Below are 18,555 nucleotides of genomic sequence, written 5' to 3'. Positions count from 1 at the left end.
AGGCGCGCCTGCGTTGCCGCAGGCGCGCCTTCACCCCTTCTGTCGACCGCCTTTCAGCTTACATCTTCACTTCGTCGAGCAGCGTCTTCTTGCCGCTCTTGTAGTTGTACAGCGAAATCACGCCGTGCTGCAGGTCGCCCTTCGAGTCGAAGGTCGTCGTGCCGATCACGCCCGTGTAGTTCGTTGCCGGCATCGCCGCGAGGATCTTCGCCGGGTCCGTCGAGTTCGCGCGCTTCATCGCATCGACGATGATGTACACGGCGTCATACGTGAACGGTGCGTAGATCTGGATCGGCTGGCCGAAGCGCTTCTCGTACTTCGCCTTGAACGCGCCGCCGCCCGGCATCTTCTCGAGCGACGCACCGGCTTCCGAGCACACGACGTTGTCGGTCGCGTCGCCAGCCAGGTCGGCCAGCTTCTCCGTGCACACGCCGTCGCCCGCGAAGATCTTCGCGCGCAGGCCGAGCTGCTTCGCCTGTTTCGCGAACGGGCCGCCGGTGGCGTCCATGCCGCCGTACATGATCGCGTCCGGATTCTCGCCCTTGATCTTGGTCAGAATCGCGCGGAAGTCGACCGCCTTGTCGTTGGTCGCGTCGTGCGACATCACCTTCAGGCCGAGCGCCTTCGCCTTCTTCTCGAACTCGTTCGCGAGACCCTGGCCGTAGGCGGTCGAATCGTCGACCACCGCAACGCTCTTGATGCCCTTCGAGTGCGCGTAGTTCGCGAGTGCCGGGCCCTGCTGCGCATCGGTCGCCACCACGCGATACGTGGTCTTGAAGCCTTGCTGCGTGTAGGCCGGGTTGGTCGCCGACGGCGAGATCTGCACGATGCCCGCATCGCTGTAGATCTTCGAGGCCGGGATCGACGTGCCCGAGTTCAGGTGGCCGACCACGGCGACGACCTTGTCGTCGACGAGCTTCTGCGCAACCTGCGTGGCCTGGCGCGGGTCGGCCGCGTCATCCTGCGCATCGAGTTGCAGCGTGATTTTCTGACCGCCGATCGTGAGACCCTTGGCGTTGATCTCCTCGACTGCGAGACGTGCACCGTTTTCGTTGTCCTTGCCCAGGTGTGCAATACCGCCCGTCAAGGGCGCAACGTGGCCGATCTTGACGACTTGATCGGCGGCCGCGTTGCTTGCAGCTGCAACGCACAGCATCGCCGCAGCGGTGATCGGCAACAGCTTTTGCATCTTGATATTCATGTAAGTCTCCAGTTTCGGTCCCAATAAACGCCATCGCCCGGTGCCCCGCTGCCATCCCTGTGTTTGCATCACTGGACGATTCGCCGGTTGCATCGTTCATGCACTTGGCCTCAAGCACGTGGAAACAGCCGCTTTTAGCAGCCACCCGCCCGTACTTGCGCGCAAGTGTAGGTGATCAAATTAATTTGTGGGACTTTTTTGGGGTAGTGGTAACACTACCGATACCGGTGCTTTGGAATGACGACTCGAATATCGCTGCAAGCCCCGCCGGATAAGGGTTTCCGCTAATTTCGGACGGACGGGTGAAAGGTGGATTCAAAGCCTTCCCGTGTCATTTCGATTCGGTATTTTGTGCGCGGGATCATTGAATGAAACGCGCGTGACAACCCGCGCATTCCTGCCGCGATACGCGCTCCGATACGGAGCGCCCAGGCAGCCGGCGAAACATTCATGCAAGCGTTGCACGCCATTCGGCGTCGAGCGCGTCGACGAGTTGCGACGTCGTCAGCGCGGCATCGCGCCGGCGTGCGAGCGGCGCGCCCTGCCCGGCCCACAGCGACAGGTAGTCGCCGTCGTTCGCGCGCGCGGCGGCCTGGCGCAGCGGCTGGGTCAGCGCGTTCTGCACCGGATACGGCGCCGCATCGGCCACGCGTTCGCCGAGCCGCGCCATCAGCGTGTTGCGCAATCCGCGCGCATGGCGCCCGGTGATCGCGCGCGTGACCTGCGTCGACGTATCGGCACTCGCCAGCAGGCGCGCCTTCCAGTCGGCCGCGATCGCGCTTTCCTCGCACGTCAGGAACGCGGTGCCGAGTTGCGCGCCCTGCGCGCCGAGCGCAAGCGCGGCGGCGATGCCGCGGCCGTCCATGATGCCGCCCGCGGCGAGCACGGGCAGGCCGGTCGCATCGACGAGCTGCGGCACCAGCGCGAACGTGCCGATCAGTGCATCGTCGGCCGAGCCGATGAAGGTGCCGCGATGGCCGCCCGCTTCGGCGCCTTGCGCGCACAGCGCGTCCGCGCCGGCCGCCTGCCACGCGAGCCCTTCGGCGACATGCGTCGCGGTGCCGATCACATAGGTGCCCGCGGCCTTCAGGCGCGCGACGTCGGCCGCGTCGAGCACGCCGAACGTGAAGCTCGCGGCCGGCACGCGCAGCGCGACGAGCGCATCGAGCTGCGCGCGGAAGTCGGGCGCGTAGCGCGCGGGCGCGGTGCCCGGCGGCAGCCCGAGCGTTGCGTTCAGCGGATCGATCGCGGCGAGCGCACGCGCGACGGTCGCCGCGTCGGGCGCGGCCTCGGGCAACACGAACAGGTTCACGGCGAACGGGCGCGCGCTCGCCGCGCGAATCGCGGCGACTTCGGTCGCGAGGCGATCCGGCGCGAACGCGGCGGCGCCAAGGCTGCCGAGTGCGCCGGCATTGGACGCGGCCGCGACCATCGCGGCCGTGCTCGCGCCGACCATCGGCGCCTGCACGAGCGGCACGCGCAGGCCGAAGCGTTCGGAAAACGGGGTGGAAATGACACGGGCGGACATGGCGAATCCTTCGATGACGATGCGCGAAAGCGCTTTGTAAAAGCCGACACATCGACTCTATCGAAGCGGCGCAGCGCCGAAAAATGAATAATCGAGATCAAAACGATCGCTGCGCGAGAAGCGGATTCGGCACACGGGTTCGCCCCGCTCGCACCGGGCGGGCGCGGACCTTGCGCGCACTGCAACCCTGCGGGTTTGATGGCACACTAGGCCGCCCCTTTTCCACCCGCGGCGCGCGTGTCGCGCGCCCGTTCGCCAGGAGTTCCAACGTGACTGCCCAATGGATCGACATCCCGACCGGTAACGACAGCTTCGGCGGCTATCTCGCGCTGCCCAAGCGCGGCAAGGGCCCCGCCGTCATCATCATCCAGGAGATCTTCGGCGTGAACGCGCACATCCGCGCGGTCGCCGATCAGTACGCGGCCGACGGCTTCGTCGCGCTCGCGCCGGACGTGTTCTGGCGCACGCAGCCGCGCGTCGAGCTGACCTACGAAGGCGCCGACCGCGACAAGGGCATCGAGCTGATGAAGAAGACCGACGTCGGCCTCGCGGTCGCGGACATCGGCGCAGCCGCCGATGCGCTGCGCGCACGCCCGGAAGTCGCCGGCAAGGTCGCCGCGATCGGCTACTGCTTCGGCGGCCAGCTCGCGTACCGCGCGGCCGCGGCCGGCAACGTCGATGCGGCGGTCGCCTATTACGGCGGCGGCATCCAGAATGCGCTCGACCTGGCCGGCAAGGTCACGCAGCCGATCCTGTTCCACTATGCAGAGAACGACCACGGGATCCCGCTCGAGGCCGTCGAGCAGGTCAAGGCCGCGTTCGCCGGCCGCCCCGACGCATCGTTCCACGTGTACCCGGGCGCCGAGCACGGCTTCAACTGCACGGACCGCGCGTCGTACAACCAGCGCGCATCGGCGCTCGCGCACGGCCGCACGCTGACGTTCCTGGCCGAGCACCTGTAAAGGCAGCGGCTAGCGGGCCCGGCACGCCGGGCCCGCGTTATCCTCCCTTCATCGCCACAGGTCACAACGGGGGTGACAGCGATGCACTCGGACTATCTCGCGCATGACGCGATCGGCCTCGCCGCGCTCGTGCGCGAACGCAAGGCGAGCCCGCGCGAACTGCTCGACGCCGCGATCGGCCAGGCCGAAGCGGTGAACGCCGCGGTCAACGCGATCGTGCTGCAGGACTACGATGCCGCGCGCAAGCGAACGGAGTCGACGCCCGCCACCGGCGCCGACGCGCCGTTCGCGGGCGTCCCGTATCTCGTCAAGGATCTCGGCGCGGCGGTCGCCGGGCTGCCGCTGTCGATGGGCAGCCGGCATTACCGCTACTACACCCCCGCCGACGATTCGCCCGTGATCGCGCGCAGCCGCGCGGCCGGGCTCAACGTGTTCGGCAAGACCAACACGTCGGAAATCGGCCAGATGCCGTACACCGAACCCGAACTGTTCGGCGCGTGCCGCAATCCGTGGAATCTCGATCACACGCCCGGCGGCTCGAGCGGCGGCGCGGCCGCGGCCGTCGCGGCCGGCATCGTGCCGCTCGCGCATGCATCCGACGGCGGCGGCTCGATCCGGATCCCGGCGTCGTGCTGCGGCCTGTTCGGCCTGAAGCCGAGCCGCAATCCGGTGCTGGTCGACCTGCCGTCGAACGGGGAGCTGGTGGTCCAGCACGCGGTCGCCCGCAGCGTGCGCGACAGCGCGCTGCTGCTCGACGTGACGACCGGCCAGACGCTGCCGCCCGGCGCACCCGGCACCTTCCTCGGCGCGCTCGACGCCCCGCCCGGCCCGCTGCGGATCGGCCTCGTCGTCGACCCGATGCTCGCGCCGGCGCTCGCCGACGACACGCGCGCGGCACTCGACGACGCGGCCGCGCTCCTCGAGTCCCTCGGCCATCACGTCGAACCGGCGACGCTGCACATCGACTACGCGCGCGCGGCCGAAACCTTCCTCACGCTGTGGGCGACGATCGCCGAGGAGATGGTGCTCGGCGCGCGCGAACTGACCGGGCGCACCCCGAAGCGCAGCGAGTTCGAGCCGGCGACGTGGGCGATGGCCGTCGTCGGCCGGCGCGTCGCACGCGCGCGCCTGCCGGACGTGCTCGAATGGCAGCGCCAGCTGACCGTGCAGGTCGCGGGCCTGGTGTCGCGCTACGACGCGATCCTGTGCGCGACGCTCGCGGGGCCGCCGGTCAAGATCGGCGAGCTGCAGCCGACCGCGCTCGAAGCCGCGCAGATGAAGCTGCTGGGCGCGCTGCCGGTCAGGCCGCTGCTGCGGGAAATGCTCGCGAAGTCGTCGGAGAAGGCGTTCGCGTGGGCCGGCTGCACCGAGTTGTTCAACCTGACGGGCCAGCCGGCGATGTCGGTGCCGCTCTACTGGAATGCGCGCGGGCTGCCGATCGGCGTGCAGTTCGTCGCGCGCCATGCCGACGATGCGCTGCTGCTGAAACTCGCGCGCCAGCTCGAACAGGCGCGGCCGTGGTTCGACCGGCGCCCGCCGCTGATGCAGGCGCAGCGCTGAGCGTTGCCGTGCCGCGTCGATAAAAAACCCCGCCGAGACACACCCGGCGGGGTTTTTTGCAGGCAGGCGCCGGATGGCGCTTAGCCGGCGAGCCGTTCGCAGATGGTCCGCGTCGCGGTCGCCGCGTTCAGCGTGTAGAAGTGCAAGCCCGGCACGCCCGCGTCGATCAGGCGCCGGCACAGATCGGTGACGACGTCCGCGCCGAATGCACGGATCGCGTCGCGATCGTCGCCGAAGCTCTCGAGCCGGCGCGCGACCCAGCGCGGCACTTCCGCGCCGCACATTTCCGAGAAGCGCATCAGTTGCGAGAAGTTCGTGATCGGCATGATGCCCGGCACGATCGGCACGTCGACCCCCAGCTTGCGCGCATCGTCGACGAAGCGGAAATACGCGTCGGCGTTGAAGAAGTACTGCGTGATCGCGGAATTCGCGCCGGCTTTCACCTTGCGCGCGAAGTTCTCGAGATCGGCCTTCGGCGAGCGCGATTGCGGGTGGTACTCCGGATAGCCAGCGACTTCGATGTGGAACCAGTCGCCATGCTCGGCGCGGATGAAGCTGACGAGCTCGGACGCATAGCGCAGCTCGCCGACCTCGCCCATCCCCGACGGCAGGTCGCCGCGCAGCGCGACGATATGCCGGATGCCGTGCGAGCGGTACTGGTCGAGGATCGCGCGCAGGCTGTCGCGTGACGAGCCGATGCACGACAGGTGCGGCGCGGCCTCGAGGCCGTCCTTCTGCATGTCGAGCACGGTATCGAGCGTGCCCTGCTGCGTCGAGCCGCCGGCGCCGAACGTCACGGAGACGAATTTCGGCTTCAGCGGCAGCAGCTGCGCACGGGTCGCGCGCAGCTTCTCGACGCCGTCCGCCGTCTTCGGCGGGAAGAATTCAAACGAGAGTTCGATCGGTTTCATGATTCGCAAGAATGGGCCCGGCCGTCAGCCGATGTCGCGCTGCCCGAAGATCAGCGCGGACAGCAGCCACGACACGATGCTGTACAGGATCGAACCGAAGAACGCGGACCAGAACCCCGACACCTCGAACCCCTTCAGCAGCGACGACGCGAACCAGAAGCACAGCGCGTTCACGACGAGGATGAAGACCCCGAGCGTGACGATCGTGACGGGCAGCGTCAGCAGGATCAGCACCGGACGGATCACCGTGTTGATCAGGCCGAGCACGACCGCGATGATCAGCGCGGTGCCGAAGCTCTTGATGTGGATCGACGGCACGAGGTACGTGATGATCAGCAGCGCGAGGGCGTTGATGACCCAGGTGAGGATGACGCTCATGGAGGGCTCCGGTTCGGTTGTCGATCTGTGCGGTCAATGCGCGCGGTCCGGCGCCTGCCGCCGCGCGTGCCCGCGGGCACGATGCGACGGCAGGCGGCGGCACATCAATAGCGGTAGTGGTTCGGCTTGAACGGGCCGTCCTTCTGCACGCCGATGTACGAAGCCTGTTCGTCCGACAGCACGGACAGGTTCGCGCCGATGCGCGCGAGGTGCAGGCGCGCAACCTTTTCGTCGAGGTGCTTCGGCAGCACGTACACCTTGTTCTCGTACTCGTTGCCGCGCACGAACAGCTCGATCTGCGCGAGCGTCTGGTTCGCGAACGAGTTCGACATCACGAACGACGGGTGGCCGGTCGCGCAGCCGAGGTTCACGAGGCGGCCTTCGGCCAGCAGGATCACGCGCTTGCCGTCCGGGAAGATGATGTGGTCGACCTGCGGCTTGATGTTTTCCCACTGGTACTGGCGGGTCGACGCGACGTCGATTTCCGAGTCGAAGTGACCGATGTTGCAGACGATCGCGTTGTGGCGCATCGCCTTCATGTGATCGTGGTTGATCACGTGGTAGTTGCCGGTCGCCGTCACGAAGATGTCGGCCTTGTCGGCCGCGTATTCCATCGTCACGACGCGGTAGCCTTCCATCGCCGCCTGCAGCGCGCAGATCGGATCGATTTCGGTGACCCACACGGTCGCGCCGAGGCCGCGCAGCGATTGCGCGCAGCCCTTGCCCACGTCGCCGTAACCCGCGACGACCGCGACCTTGCCCGCGATCATCACGTCGGTCGCGCGCTTGATGCCGTCGACGAGCGACTCGCGGCAGCCGTACAGGTTGTCGAACTTCGACTTCGTGACCGAGTCGTTCACGTTGAACGCCGGGAACGGCAGGCGGCCGTCCTTTTCCATCTGGTACAGGCGGTGCACGCCGGTCGTGGTTTCTTCGGTCACGCCCTTGATGTGCGCGAGGCGCGTCGAGTACCAGGTCGCGTCGATGTCGAGGTGCTTCGCGATCGACTTGTACAGCGCGACTTCTTCCTCGTTGGTCGGCTTCGCGATCACCGAACGGTCCTTCTCGGCCTTCGCGCCGAGGATCAGCAGCAGCGTTGCGTCGCCGCCGTCGTCCAGGATCATGTTCGCGAATTCGCCGTTCGGCCATTCGAAGATGCGGTGCGAGAACTCCCAGTATTCGTCGAGCGACTCGCCCTTGAACGCGAACACCGGCGTGCCGGCTTCGACGATCGCGGCAGCGGCGTGGTCCTGCGTCGAGAAGATGTTGCACGAGGCCCAGCGAACGTCCGCGCCGAGCGCCTTCAGCGTCTCGATCAGCACGCCGGTCTGGATCGTCATGTGCAGCGAACCTGCGATGCGCGCGCCCTTCAGCGGCTGCTGCGCCTTGTATTCGTCGCGGATCTGCACGAGGCCCGGCATTTCGGTCTCGGCGATGTTCAGTTCCTTGCGGCCCCAGCCGGCAAGCGCCATGTCGGCGACGACGTAATCGGTGGAAGCCTTGGAATCGATAATGGCGTTCATCACGCCCTCCTTTCTAAAAAAGTTCTAGAAATTGGTGACGTGAGCGCCGTTCAGGAAGCGGGGCCGGCGCGAATCTCGCCGCACGGCTGCTTGGTGAAGCTCTCCGAGCCTGGCGGACGCAGGATGGTCCGTCGCAACGCTCCTCGGAAAACGGGAGCGATTGTAGCAAATCGGCGCGGGAATTGTGCGCCGCGCGCGCCACGCGCGGCGTCGGCGCGCGTGGGCGCAAGAAAGGGTCAGTTCTCCGCGCCGACCCACGCCTGTTCGCGCAACCGTGCGCGCAGGCGCGCGACGGCCTGGCTGTGCAGCTGGCACACGCGCGACTCGCTGACTTCGAGCACCGCGCCGATCTCGCGCAGGTTCAGCCCGCGCTCGTAGTACAGCGACATCAGCAGCTTCTCGCGCTCGGGCAGCCGTTCGATCGCTTCGACGAGCGCCTCGCGCAGGTGGTCGTCGAGCAGCGCCGACAGCGGATCGGCGTGATCGACGCGATAGCGGTCGAGGAACGGCTCGTCGTCGGCCGCGCGATCGAAATCCTCGTAGTAGATGAGCTGGCTGCCGTGCAGGTCCTGCAGCATCCCCTGGTATTCGTCGAGCGGCATCTTCAGGTGCTCGGCGATCTCGGTCTCGCTCGCCGAACGGCCCAGGTGCTGCTCGACCTGGTGCACCGCGTGCTCGACCTCGCGCGACGTCTTGCGCAGGCTGCGCGGCAGCCAGTCGTTGCTGCGCAGCTCGTCGAGCATCGCGCCGCGGATGCGCTGGGTCGCGTAGGTCTCGAACTGCGCGCCCTGGTCTTCCTTGTAGCGGCCGGCCGCGTCCATCAGGCCGATCATGCCGGCCTGGATCAGGTCGTCGAGGTCGACGCTCGCCGGCATCTTCGCGACGAGCTGCAGCCCCAGGCGCCGCACGAGCGGCGCGTATTGCGCGAGCACGTCGGCCTGGGTCATTTTTCCCTGAGCGTTGTACATCATGGCTCTCTCCTTCCGGTGGCGCTCACGCGGCGTGGGCCGCACCCGCCTCGTACGACGGCTTGCCGCCCGCATGCACGGCGCGGCCGGCGCCCGAACCCGGACGCATCGGCCAGTACAGCAGGTCGGCGGCAATCTGCCGGTAATCGCGCGCGGCCGCCGACGACGGGAACGCGTCGACCGCGGTATGCATCAGGTCGCGCGCATGCTCGACGAGCGGATCGGCGCTCACGCAGCCGGCGTCGGCGATCGACACCGTCAGGTAGCGGCTCGCGACGCCCGCGAGGTTGTCGAAGGCGGTCTTCGCATCCGCGTGGCTGCCGACGTGATTGGTCAGCACGCGGAACTGCGCGACCGCGTGCGAGAAATGCAGGCGCTTCATGCACGCGTAGGCCTCGGTGATCGCCTGCGCGGCGACCCGCGTGACGATCAGCACGTCGTGCGCCTCGCGCGCGAGCGCGGAGAGCGCACCGTCGGCGCCGAGCTGCGCGTCGACCAGCACGATGTCGGCCTGGCCGTCGATGAAGTCGCTCAGTTGCGAGTCGCTGTAGCCGTCGCGTGCGAGCCGCGCGGCCGCGCACAGGCCGAAGCCGGCGGCGACGCGCGTGCGTTCGCCGTCGCGCAGCCACGCGCCCGCGAGCGTCGCCGCGGCCGACTGCACGTCGGCGCGCTCGTCGACGACGAGCACGTCCTTGCCGAGCGAGGCCAGCGCGGCCGCGACGTTGACGACGGTGGACGTGCAGCCGACACCCGCCGGCCCGCCCGTCACCGCGACGATGCGCGACGCGCGCCCGGCCAGCAGGCGCCGCAGCCCTTCGGCCTGGTCGATGATCCGTTTATCCAAATCGCACCTCGTGCAGCTCGGCGGTGGAACGTGCGGTCAGTGCGGAAAGCAGCGCCGGCATGTCCTCGTCCTGCGGCACGAAGGGCGAGCCGTCGCGCGGCACACAGAACGCGCTCTTCAGCAGGAATTTGGTCGACGCGACGTACAGGTTTTCCGGCACCTTCTGGCCGGTCGACACGTAGTGGACCGGCAGCTTGTAGCGGATCACGGTGTCGAGCACGCCACCGAGGTGGGTCGCCTCGTCGAGCTTGGTCAGGATGCAACCGGCGAGGTCGGGATGTTCGCCCGCGCTGCGGTACGCCTGCACGACTTCGTTCAGCGTGTCGCCGTGGCTCGTCGCGTTGAGCAGCAGCAGGCGCTGCACCGGCGCGTTCGCGCCATGCAGCATCGCGATCTGGTCGGACAGCGCGCGGTCGCGCTGGCTCATGCCGATCGTGTCGATCAGCACGATGTGCTTGTTGCGCAGCTCGGACAGCGCGAGCGCGAGGTCGCCCGCGTCCTTCACCGCGTGCACCGGCACGCCGAGGATCTTGCCGAAGATGCGCAGCTGCTCGTGGCCGCCGATCCGGTAGCTGTCGGTGGTCAGCAGCGCGACCTTGCTCGCACCGAAGCGCATCACGCAGCGCGCGGCGAGCTTCGCGGTGGTCGTCGTCTTGCCGACTCCCGTCGGCCCCATCAGCGCGAACACGCCGCCGCGCTCCATCAGCGCGTCCTCGCTCTCGAGCACCGGCAGGTTTGCCGCGAGCACCGACTGCGCCCAGTCGGCAGCCTGCTCGAAGGTCTGCGTGCCGTCGCCGGACGGCAGGTTGTCGACCAGCATCCGCACCAGCTGCGCGGAGAAGCCGGCCGAAAACAGGTGCCTGGTCAGCGCGCCATGCACCGGGCTGCGGCGCTGGCGGTCGTGCCACATCAGGCTGTCGAACTGCTCTTCCATCATCCCGCGCATCGCGCCGAGCTCGTGCATCACCGTGTCGTTGACGATGCTCTCGACGCGCGCCTTCACCGCGTCGGCCACCGCGGCGGCCGCATCGGCGGACAGGCGCGTGCGTTCGGCCGCGCGTTCGATCGGTCTCGCGGCGCTCGCTTCGCTTGCGCGGGCAGCGGCGGCCGCGCCCGGCATCCGGCGCTCGGCGTCGCGCACGATGTCGCGCGCCCAGCCGGCCGGCGTCGCGGCGGCGGCGTCCGGCTGCGTGCGGGCCGGTGCTTGCGCTGCGGCCGGCGCCGCCTGCGCGCGGGCGATCAGCGCCTCGCGCTGCTGCGTCAGGCGCTTCGCGTGCTCGACGAGCCACGGCGCGGGTTCGGACGATGCGGCCGGCGTGCCTGCCGGCGTTGCATCGGCAGTGACAGCAGGCGTAACCGGCGACGGCGCTGCCGCGTCGAGCGCGTGCGCATCGGCGTCGAACGCGGCCGGTTCCGCAGCCGGCTCCGTCGCTTCGGCACGCGCGCCGAACACCGACGAGAACACGTCCGGAAGTCCACCGTCGCCGGCCGCATACGGATTGACGGCCGGGCGCGCGGGCGCGGCGCCGGGGCGCGACACGATGCCGGGAACGGCGGCGGCCGGCACTGATTCCGGCGTGCGCGACGCGAGCATGCGCGCTCGAGCAGCGGGCGGCGGCGTGACCGCGGCGAGGTCCGAGTCGGCGAGTGCGACGATTTCGACGCTGCCGTCATCGAGCGTGCGGTTCGACAGCACGACGGCGTCGGCGCCCAGTGCCTCGCGAACGAGACGAAGCGCGTCGCGGCTGGTCGCGCCGGTGAATTTGCGAATGTTCAAGCGGAACCCCCGATGACGTTAACGACTTTGATCGTGCGTGTGTCCGGCACTTCGGCGTACGACAGCACTTTCAGTTGCGGCAGGCTGCGGCGCAGGAAACGCGCGAGCATCGCGCGCAGCGCGTGCTGCACCAGCAGCACGGGCGGCAGCCCGAGATTCTGTTGACGCAGCATCGCCTGCTGCGTGCCGGTCAGAAGGTTGTGCGCGAGGCCGGGCTCGAGGCCCGGGTTCGCGCCGGTGGCGAGCGCCTGCGACAGCACGCGCTCGAGATTCGAATCGAGACCCATCACCTGCATCTCGCCCGCGCCCGGATACCACTGCTGCGTGATCGCGCGGCCGAGCGACAAGCGCACCGCGGCGGTGATCTCGTACGCGTCGCCGCGGCCCGCGTGTTCCGACACGGCCTCGAGGATCGTGCGCATGTCGCGGATCGGCACGCCTTCCTCGAGCAGGTTCTGCAGCACCTTCTGCAGCGTGGTCAGCGAGACCGTCTTCGGCACGAGGTCCTCGACGAGCGACGGCGCATCCTTGCCGGTGCGCTCGACGAGCGACTGCACTTCCTGGCGGCCGAGCAATTCGGCCGCGTGCTGGACGACCAGATGGTTCAGGTGCGTCGCGACGACCGTGCTCGCATCGACCACCGTGTAGCCGTACACCTGGGCCTGCTCGCGCATCGCGACGTCGATCCACACGGCCGGCAGCCCGAACGCCGGATCCTGCGTCACGGCACCCGGCAGCGCGGCCGTCACCTGGCCGGGGTTGATCGCGAGCCACTGGCCCGGGAACACTTCGCCCGCGCCGATCTCGACGCCCTTCAGCGCGATCCGGTACGCGTTCGGCCGCAGCTCGAGGTTGTCGCGGATGTGGATCACCGGCGGCAGGAAGCCGATTTCCTGCGCGAATTTCTTGCGGATGCTCTTGATGCGCTTGAGCAGCTCGCCGTCGCTGTTCTTGTCGACGAGCGGAATCAGCCGGTAGCCGACTTCGAGGCCGAGCGGGTCGATCAGCTGCACGTCGTCCCAGGTCGCCTCGTGGCTGTCGCCCGGCAGCGCGGCAGGGGGCGCGATCTCGGTCACGTCGCCGGCCGCCACGCGGGCCGCCGCGCGCTTGGCCTGCGAGCGGGCCAGCCAGATCGCACCGCCGCCGAGCGCAAGGAACGCGAAGTGCGGCATGCCCGGGATCAGCCCCATCAGCACGATGATCGCGCCGGTGATGTTGAGCACGCGCGGGTTGGTGAACAGCTGGCCGGTGATCTGCGTGCCGATGTCCTCGTCGGTCGCGACGCGCGACACGATCACGCCGGCCGCGGTCGAGATCACGAGCGACGGGATCTGCGCGACGAGGCCGTCGCCGATCGTCAGCAGCGTGTAGTTGGTGCCGGCCGCCGCGAAACTCATGTCGTGCTGGACCATCCCGACGATCAGGCCGCCGATCACGTTGATCGCCATGATGATCAGGCCCGCGATCGCGTCGCCGCGCACGAACTTCGACGCGCCGTCCATCGACCCGTAGAACTCGGCTTCCTGCGACACGGCGAGGCGGCGCTTGCGGGCCTGCTCTTCGTTGATGAGGCCCGCGTTCAGGTCGGCGTCGATCGCCATCTGCTTGCCGGGCATCGCGTCGAGCGTGAAGCGCGCGGACACTTCGGCGATCCGCCCCGCGCCCTTCGTGATCACCATGAAGTTGATGATCATCAGGATCACGAACACGACGATGCCGACCGCGAAGTTGCCGCCGACGAGGAAGTGACCGAACGCCTCGATCACCTGGCCGGCCGCGTCCGGCCCCGTGTGGCCCTCGAGCAGCACGACGCGCGTCGACGCGACGTTCAGCGACAGGCGCAACAGCGTCGAGAACAGCAGCACGCTCGGGAACGCCGCGAAGTCGAGCGGCTTCATCGTGTACATGCTGACGAGCAGCACCATCACCGACAGCGCGATGTTGAACGTGAACAGCAGATCCAGCAGCAGCGGCGGCAGCGGCAGGATCATCATCCCCAGGATCATGCAGATGAGGATCGGGCCCGCAAGCGCGCGCAGGTTGGTGCCCGCGAACGGGTTCGGGCGCTTGGCGAACAGGCCGGCGGTCGGGGTGCTCATGCTGCGCTCCCTTGGTTGCCGAGCGCGTCTTCGGCTTCTTCACGCTCGTCGTCGGACGCAACCGATGCGCCCTTGTCGAGTTCGGCCGGCACGTCGAGATCGACCGGTGCGGCCGGGAACGCGCCGCCTTCCGCGCGGAAGCGCTTGAGCTGGTAGACCCACGCGAGCACTTCGGCGACGGCCGAGTACAGCGAGCCCGGAATCTCGCGTTCGATTTCGACGTTGTGATACAGCGCCCGCGCGAGCGGCGGCGCTTCGAGCAGCGGCACGTTGTGCTCGGCCGCGAGTTCGCGGATGCGCGCGGCGACGAGGTTCACGCCCTTCGCGACGACCTTCGGCGCGCGCATCTCGCCGTCCGTGTATTGCAGCGCGACGGCGAAGCGCGTCGGGTTCGTGACGACCACGTCGGCCTTCGGCACGGCGGCCATCATCCGGCGCCGCGCGATCGCGCGCTGCTGCTGGCGGATCCGGCCCTTCACGTGCGGATCGCCTTCGTTCTCGCGATGCTCGCGCTTCACTTCTTCCTTCGTCATGCGCAACTTCTTGTTGTACTGCCAGATTTGGTAAGGCACATCGAGCGCGGCGACCACCAGCATCCCGGCGACCGTCGTGCCGCAGCACACGGCGACCAGATGCAGCGCATCGGCGAGCGCCGAGCCGAGCGGCTGGGTCGCGAGGCCGAGCAGCTCGTCCTTGCTGCGCCAGATCGCGATCCCGCCGATCCCGCCGACGACCAGCGTCTTCGCGAGCGACATGCCGAGCTGGATCGGCCCCTGGATCGAGAAGATGCGGCCGAGGCCCGAGATCGGGTTCAGGCGGTCGAACTTCAGCTCGAAGGTCTTCTGCGAGATCAGCCAGCCGCCCAGCGCCATCGGCGCGAGCAGCGCGGCCAGCCCGGTGAGCGCGAGGAGCGGCAGCAGCGCGGCGAGACCTTCGATGCTCGCGCTGCCGGCCGCCGACAGCATCCGGCGCGTGTCGAACGCGGTGGCGCGGTCGAACGCGAACGCGCCGCGCAGCATCGCCTGCAGATGGTCGCCCGACGGACCCGCGAGCAGCCACGCGCCGTAGAACCCGGCCGCGAGCAGCGCGAACGAAGCCAGCTCGCGCGAACGCGCGACCTGCCCCTCCTCGCGCGCCTTCTCGCGGCGCCTCGGAGTGGCGGCTTCGGTTCTGTCGAGATCGCTCTCGTCTGCCACGGGGCCTCCTGTCGGGTACGGCGAAATGCCGTTTTCCAGTGACACCGATTATTCATGCGCACGTCAAACGCCGATCGGTCGAGCAAAGCCGGGAAAGGGGGGTATTTCGGGGAATCGGGCGAGCCGGTGTGGCGGGAGGCGACGGGCGGGTACGGCGCGCGGAGCGGCGGTGGAAATCGCGTTCGCGGGTGAGGCGGTGAGGTGGTGAGGCGGGGAATCAATGCAGCCGTGAAGCGATCGTCGGCCCGCCCCCGGCGCGACGGCGTCGCGCGCCGGAGCGGGCGGCGCTCAGATGGCCGGAATCGGATCCGTGCCGAAGCGGTTCGGGCCGTCGGTGCCGCGCGAGCACATCCACACGAGCAGCATGATCCCGCCGACGAGCGGAATGAACGCGATCAGCAGGACCCAGCCCGAGCGGCCCGTATCGTGCAGCCGGCGGACGGTGACGGCGAGGCTCGGCAACACCAGCGCGAGCGACGCGACCGCCGCGACGATCATCAGCAACAGCGAGATGGCGCTCGCGTCGCGACCGACCATGGCGATCGCCTGGCACAGGATCGACACGACGCTGGTGAGCAACGCGAAATACCAATATTCCGCGCGGCGCGCGCGCCCCTCGAATGTCGCGTATTGATTGAATGCGGAACGAACAGCTTCACTGAAATTCATTTTATTGCCCTCACGTTTTATATCGGCGACCCCGAAAACAACGCGGGCATTATAAATTTGAATTTCGGCGTGTTGCATCCCTTTTCACGAGTCGGCTGGATCGCATGCCGGCTCTCGCACGTCTGGAATTTGCGCGGTAGCGGGACACCGCATCGTCGATGCGCCTGTCACGTTATTTTTATAATTGGATGCCCCGACAAAAATATCAGCCCGATAATCCACGAATTGATTACACCAGCGTGAAACGCAGCGCGATAAATAATCGAATCCATCATTCCGGGCTCATTTACCGACCGGTCGGGAAACTCGTCGGGTGCCGGACGCCCACGCCGACAACACCCCCACCCCGGCCGGCGCTCGCGCTAGCCGGCCGCCGCCTGCTCCAGCGCGCGCAGGTCGAGCTTCTTCATCCGTATTACCTGCGCCATCACGCGCTCGGCGCGAGCCGGATCGCCCGCCATCAGTTCGGGCATCTGCATCGGCACCACCTGCCACGACACGCCGAAGCGGTCGCGCAGCCAGCCGCACTGCTGCGCGCGCTCGTCGCCGCCTTCGGCCAGCGCGGCCCAGTAGCGGTCGATCTCGCGCTGGTCGCGGCAGTTGACGACGAACGACACGGCCGGCGTGAGCGGAAACGCGGGGCCGCCGTTCAGCGCGAGAAACGCCTGCCCGTCCAGTTCGAACGACACCGTCATCACCGCGCCCTCGGCCTGGCCCGACGCCTGCGCGCCGGATTTGCCGTAACGGGCGACGTGCACGACGCGCGCGTCGTCGAACACCGAGACGTAGAAGTGGGCGGCCGCCTCCGCATCGTGGTCGAACCACAGAAACGGCGTGATGCGTTGAATACGCTGGCTCATGGCGCTGTCTCCTCGATGTCGTGCCGGCACCGGTGCCGGTCTTATATCGTAGGCGCTGAACCGGCGCGGTGCGGCGATCGCGTGCATCGTGCGCGCCGCGGCCGCGCCGCAGGCGGAATAAAAAAGGGGGCGAAACGCTCGCCCCCTTTTTGCTGCCGCGTTCGTGCGCGATCAGAACGCGACGTAAGCCTGCGGGCCGCCGCTCGACGTCTTGTCCATCCCGAAGTAGATCGTCTTGCCGTAAAAGTGCGGCAGGCCGAGGTCGAGCGACGTCAAACTATACGGGCCCGCGATATCGTTAAATGCAAATGTCGACGGATTCGAGAACAACTTGTCTGCATCCTGAACGAGCATCGATACGCCACCTGTCGTGCCGTTCTGTCCAGTCAGCGTCGCCGTATAGGTAGCCGCTGACGTCGGGCAGTAGAAATCCTTGGCAAGCGAGTTAGGCGAGCATGGCGTCTGCTTCGAATCATTGAAGAAATACGCATTCGAACCCGTGTCGAAGAACGCGGCCACGTTATTACCGAGGAACGTCGTACTGACGTCGCCTCCGGATGTCGAGGTCAGCACCGTCGACGCCCCGAGCGCGTTGTTGCTCTGCGTGCCAATCCCAAAGGTCAGCAGACCCGTTGCGCTGCCCTGCCCGCTGTTCGAGATGGCCGGCATCTGCACGATCACGCCGTTGTTGTCGGTCGCGAAATGATGGACCGGGTTGGCCACTTGCTGCGCGACCGGCACCAGCGCCACCGTGCAACTCGAATTGCCGCTCGGGCACGCGTAGTAATTGTTGTACGTCGGCGACGTCAAAGTCGCGCAGTTCGGGCCGCAATCGACCGGTGCCGGCCCGATGCCGAGGATGCCGTTCGCGCCGAGATCGGCTGCCGTATTGGCCGACACGCTACCGTTCGTGCACGAGCTCGGCACGCCGGCCGTGCCGAGGTCCCCGATGATCTGCACCGGCAGCGACCTCGCCTGCTCGGTGCCGATCGACAGGTCGACGGTCCGCACGGAGCCCCACGTGTAGCTCGTCACGAATGTGCCGCACTCGGCGACCGGCGCGCCACCGCTCGTCGTCTGCGGCAGGTTGTTCAACACGCCCGACGACAGCGCGCTGCTGACCAGCCGCAGCCCGTACGACGCGGTATCGACGAGCACGTTGTTGACCACCTGGCAGTTCGACGTGCCCGGCACGCAGATCTTCACGTTGACGGTCGGGATGTTGATCACGCGCGCGACGCCGGTGCCGACCGTGATCACGGCCGTATTCGCGGTATTGCCGTCCGACACGGGGGTGCCGCCATTGTTGTCATCGCCGCCGCCGCATGCGGTCACGAGCAGCACCGTGGCAGCCGCCAGGCCCAGCAGGCCGAGCCAGCGCTTGAAGGTACGAGGAATGTTCAAGATCGCTCTCCCGCGGTCACTGGATGTCGGTGCCGGTCAGGCCGGCCGGCAACGTGGCCGGCAGCCATGCCTGCCCCGCGAAGGCGCCCATGTGGCCGCCGGTGCGAATCACCAGGCCGTTCGTATTGACCGACACGGGCGCGCGCCAGCCGCGCGCCGCATGCGCGGCCTCGACGCCGGCGGTGTACTGCGGGAAATAGCTGCCGAGCAGCGACGCCAGGTCCGGCATGCTCGGCCCGCGCCACGCGAGACCGAACACGGTGCCCGCGGCGGACGTGTATTCGTGGATGACGGTGCCCGATCCGAGCGTGATCTCGCGGACGGTGTAGGCGGCGGTGTTCGCCTGCGCGCCGTCGGCCGAGCGCATCGCGCGCTGCATCGCGCGCACCGACGCGGCGTGATCGTCCGCCGGCGGCGACATCGGCGCGCCGCCCAGTTCGGCCTGTGCGTGGACGCTCCACAGCACACCCATTGCGGCCGTCGCGTGCGCGACGGCCCAGCCCAAGCGTTTCAGCTTCACGTTCCCCCCCAAGGGACTGGCTTCGCTGCCCGGCGGCGCCACCATCGGACCCGGCGCCACGGGGCAACGAATGAAAGTCTTAAGAATGACGCTTCGTTGCTGCCGACGCGTAGTATGCCTGCGGAGTGTATCGGCGTGTCAATCCGTCGCCGCAT

Annotated in this window: 16 protein-coding genes and 1 riboswitch; of the genes, 2 read left to right on the top strand and 14 right to left on the bottom strand. The window is 68.1% G+C overall.

The features are described from left to right. Positions 1-58 precede the first annotated feature (58 nt). Together ACTJKF_RS20110 and ACTJKF_RS20105 are read right to left on the bottom strand one after the other, a co-directional pair. Positions 59-1,201 carry a branched-chain amino acid ABC transporter substrate-binding protein gene (locus ACTJKF_RS20110; RefSeq protein ID WP_440625462.1) on the bottom strand — a complete coding sequence of 381 codons (1,143 nt, stop codon included), beginning with the start codon at positions 1,199-1,201 and terminating at the stop codon, positions 59-61. A 448-nt stretch (positions 1,202-1,649) separates the two neighbouring features. Next, positions 1,650-2,729, bottom strand: coding sequence for an NAD(P)H-dependent flavin oxidoreductase (locus ACTJKF_RS20105; protein ID WP_440625460.1), 1,080 nt, complete (start codon positions 2,727-2,729; stop codon positions 1,650-1,652). A gap of 269 nt (positions 2,730-2,998) precedes the next feature. On the opposite strand from ACTJKF_RS20105, the gene ACTJKF_RS20100 reads away from it, so the two are divergent. Both ACTJKF_RS20100 and ACTJKF_RS20095 read left to right on the top strand, forming a co-directional pair. Further along, a complete protein-coding gene (locus tag ACTJKF_RS20100; protein WP_440625458.1) occupies positions 2,999-3,691 on the top strand; it encodes a dienelactone hydrolase family protein in 693 nt (230 codons plus the stop codon). An 81-nt stretch (positions 3,692-3,772) separates the two neighbouring features. Beyond that, a complete protein-coding gene (locus ACTJKF_RS20095; RefSeq protein ID WP_440625457.1) occupies positions 3,773-5,251 on the top strand; it encodes an amidase in 1,479 nt (492 codons plus the stop codon). 80 nt (positions 5,252-5,331) lie between these two features. Here ACTJKF_RS20095 and metF read toward each other — a convergent pair whose 3' ends face one another. From metF to ACTJKF_RS20035, 12 genes are all read right to left on the bottom strand, one after another. Continuing rightward, a complete protein-coding gene (gene metF / locus ACTJKF_RS20090) occupies positions 5,332-6,162 on the bottom strand; it encodes a methylenetetrahydrofolate reductase [NAD(P)H] (protein ID WP_014895579.1) in 831 nt (276 codons plus the stop codon). A 24-nt stretch (positions 6,163-6,186) separates the two neighbouring features. Continuing rightward, a complete protein-coding gene (locus ACTJKF_RS20085) occupies positions 6,187-6,540 on the bottom strand; it encodes a phage holin family protein (protein WP_006477367.1) in 354 nt (117 codons plus the stop codon). A gap of 104 nt (positions 6,541-6,644) precedes the next feature. Continuing rightward, positions 6,645-8,063 (bottom strand): adenosylhomocysteinase, encoded by a 1,419-nt coding sequence (gene ahcY / locus ACTJKF_RS20080; protein WP_440625454.1) that lies wholly within the window; start codon positions 8,061-8,063, stop codon positions 6,645-6,647. A 34-nt stretch (positions 8,064-8,097) separates the two neighbouring features. Next, positions 8,098-8,214: riboswitch (S-adenosyl-L-homocysteine riboswitch) on the bottom strand. A gap of 85 nt (positions 8,215-8,299) precedes the next feature. Further along, positions 8,300-9,034, bottom strand: a complete 735-nt coding sequence (locus ACTJKF_RS20075; RefSeq protein WP_440625452.1) for an RNA polymerase sigma factor FliA — start codon at positions 9,032-9,034, stop codon at positions 8,300-8,302. A gap of 22 nt (positions 9,035-9,056) precedes the next feature. Further along, the gene (locus ACTJKF_RS20070) at positions 9,057-9,875 is read right to left on the bottom strand and encodes a nucleotide-binding protein (protein ID WP_440625450.1); all 819 of its coding nucleotides are present in this window, start codon (positions 9,873-9,875) and stop codon (positions 9,057-9,059) included. After that, on the bottom strand, positions 9,868-11,652 hold the full coding sequence (flhF, locus tag ACTJKF_RS20065) for a flagellar biosynthesis protein FlhF (RefSeq protein WP_440625448.1): 1,785 nt from the start codon (positions 11,650-11,652) through the stop codon (positions 9,868-9,870). The genes ACTJKF_RS20070 and flhF overlap by 8 nt, the downstream gene beginning before the upstream one ends. Further along, the gene (gene flhA / locus ACTJKF_RS20060) at positions 11,649-13,751 is read right to left on the bottom strand and encodes a flagellar biosynthesis protein FlhA (RefSeq protein WP_440625446.1); all 2,103 of its coding nucleotides are present in this window, start codon (positions 13,749-13,751) and stop codon (positions 11,649-11,651) included. The genes flhF and flhA overlap by 4 nt, the downstream gene beginning before the upstream one ends. Further along, complete coding sequence (gene flhB / locus ACTJKF_RS20055; protein ID WP_440625444.1) at positions 13,748-14,947, bottom strand: flagellar biosynthesis protein FlhB; 1,200 nt, start codon at positions 14,945-14,947, stop codon at positions 13,748-13,750. Before flhB ends, flhA begins: the two co-directional genes overlap by 4 nt. 288 nt (positions 14,948-15,235) lie before the next feature. Beyond that, positions 15,236-15,616 (bottom strand): DUF805 domain-containing protein, encoded by a 381-nt coding sequence (locus ACTJKF_RS20050; RefSeq protein ID WP_440625442.1) that lies wholly within the window; start codon positions 15,614-15,616, stop codon positions 15,236-15,238. A gap of 362 nt (positions 15,617-15,978) precedes the next feature. Beyond that, positions 15,979-16,476 (bottom strand): VOC family protein, encoded by a 498-nt coding sequence (locus ACTJKF_RS20045; protein WP_440625440.1) that lies wholly within the window; start codon positions 16,474-16,476, stop codon positions 15,979-15,981. 171 nt (positions 16,477-16,647) lie between these two features. Then, positions 16,648-17,880, bottom strand: a complete 1,233-nt coding sequence (locus ACTJKF_RS20040; RefSeq protein ID WP_440625438.1) for a DUF3443 domain-containing protein — start codon at positions 17,878-17,880, stop codon at positions 16,648-16,650. Between the two features lie 16 nt (positions 17,881-17,896). Continuing rightward, a complete protein-coding gene (locus ACTJKF_RS20035; protein WP_440625437.1) occupies positions 17,897-18,400 on the bottom strand; it encodes a DUF2844 domain-containing protein in 504 nt (167 codons plus the stop codon). Between the last annotated feature and the right edge of the window lie 155 nt (positions 18,401-18,555).

It is taken from the genome of Burkholderia sp. 22313 (genome assembly GCF_052045245.1).
Lineage (GTDB): Bacteria > Pseudomonadota > Gammaproteobacteria > Burkholderiales > Burkholderiaceae > Burkholderia.
Note: the sequence above shows the minus strand (reverse complement) of the source record. Positions and strands in the feature narration are given on the sequence as shown.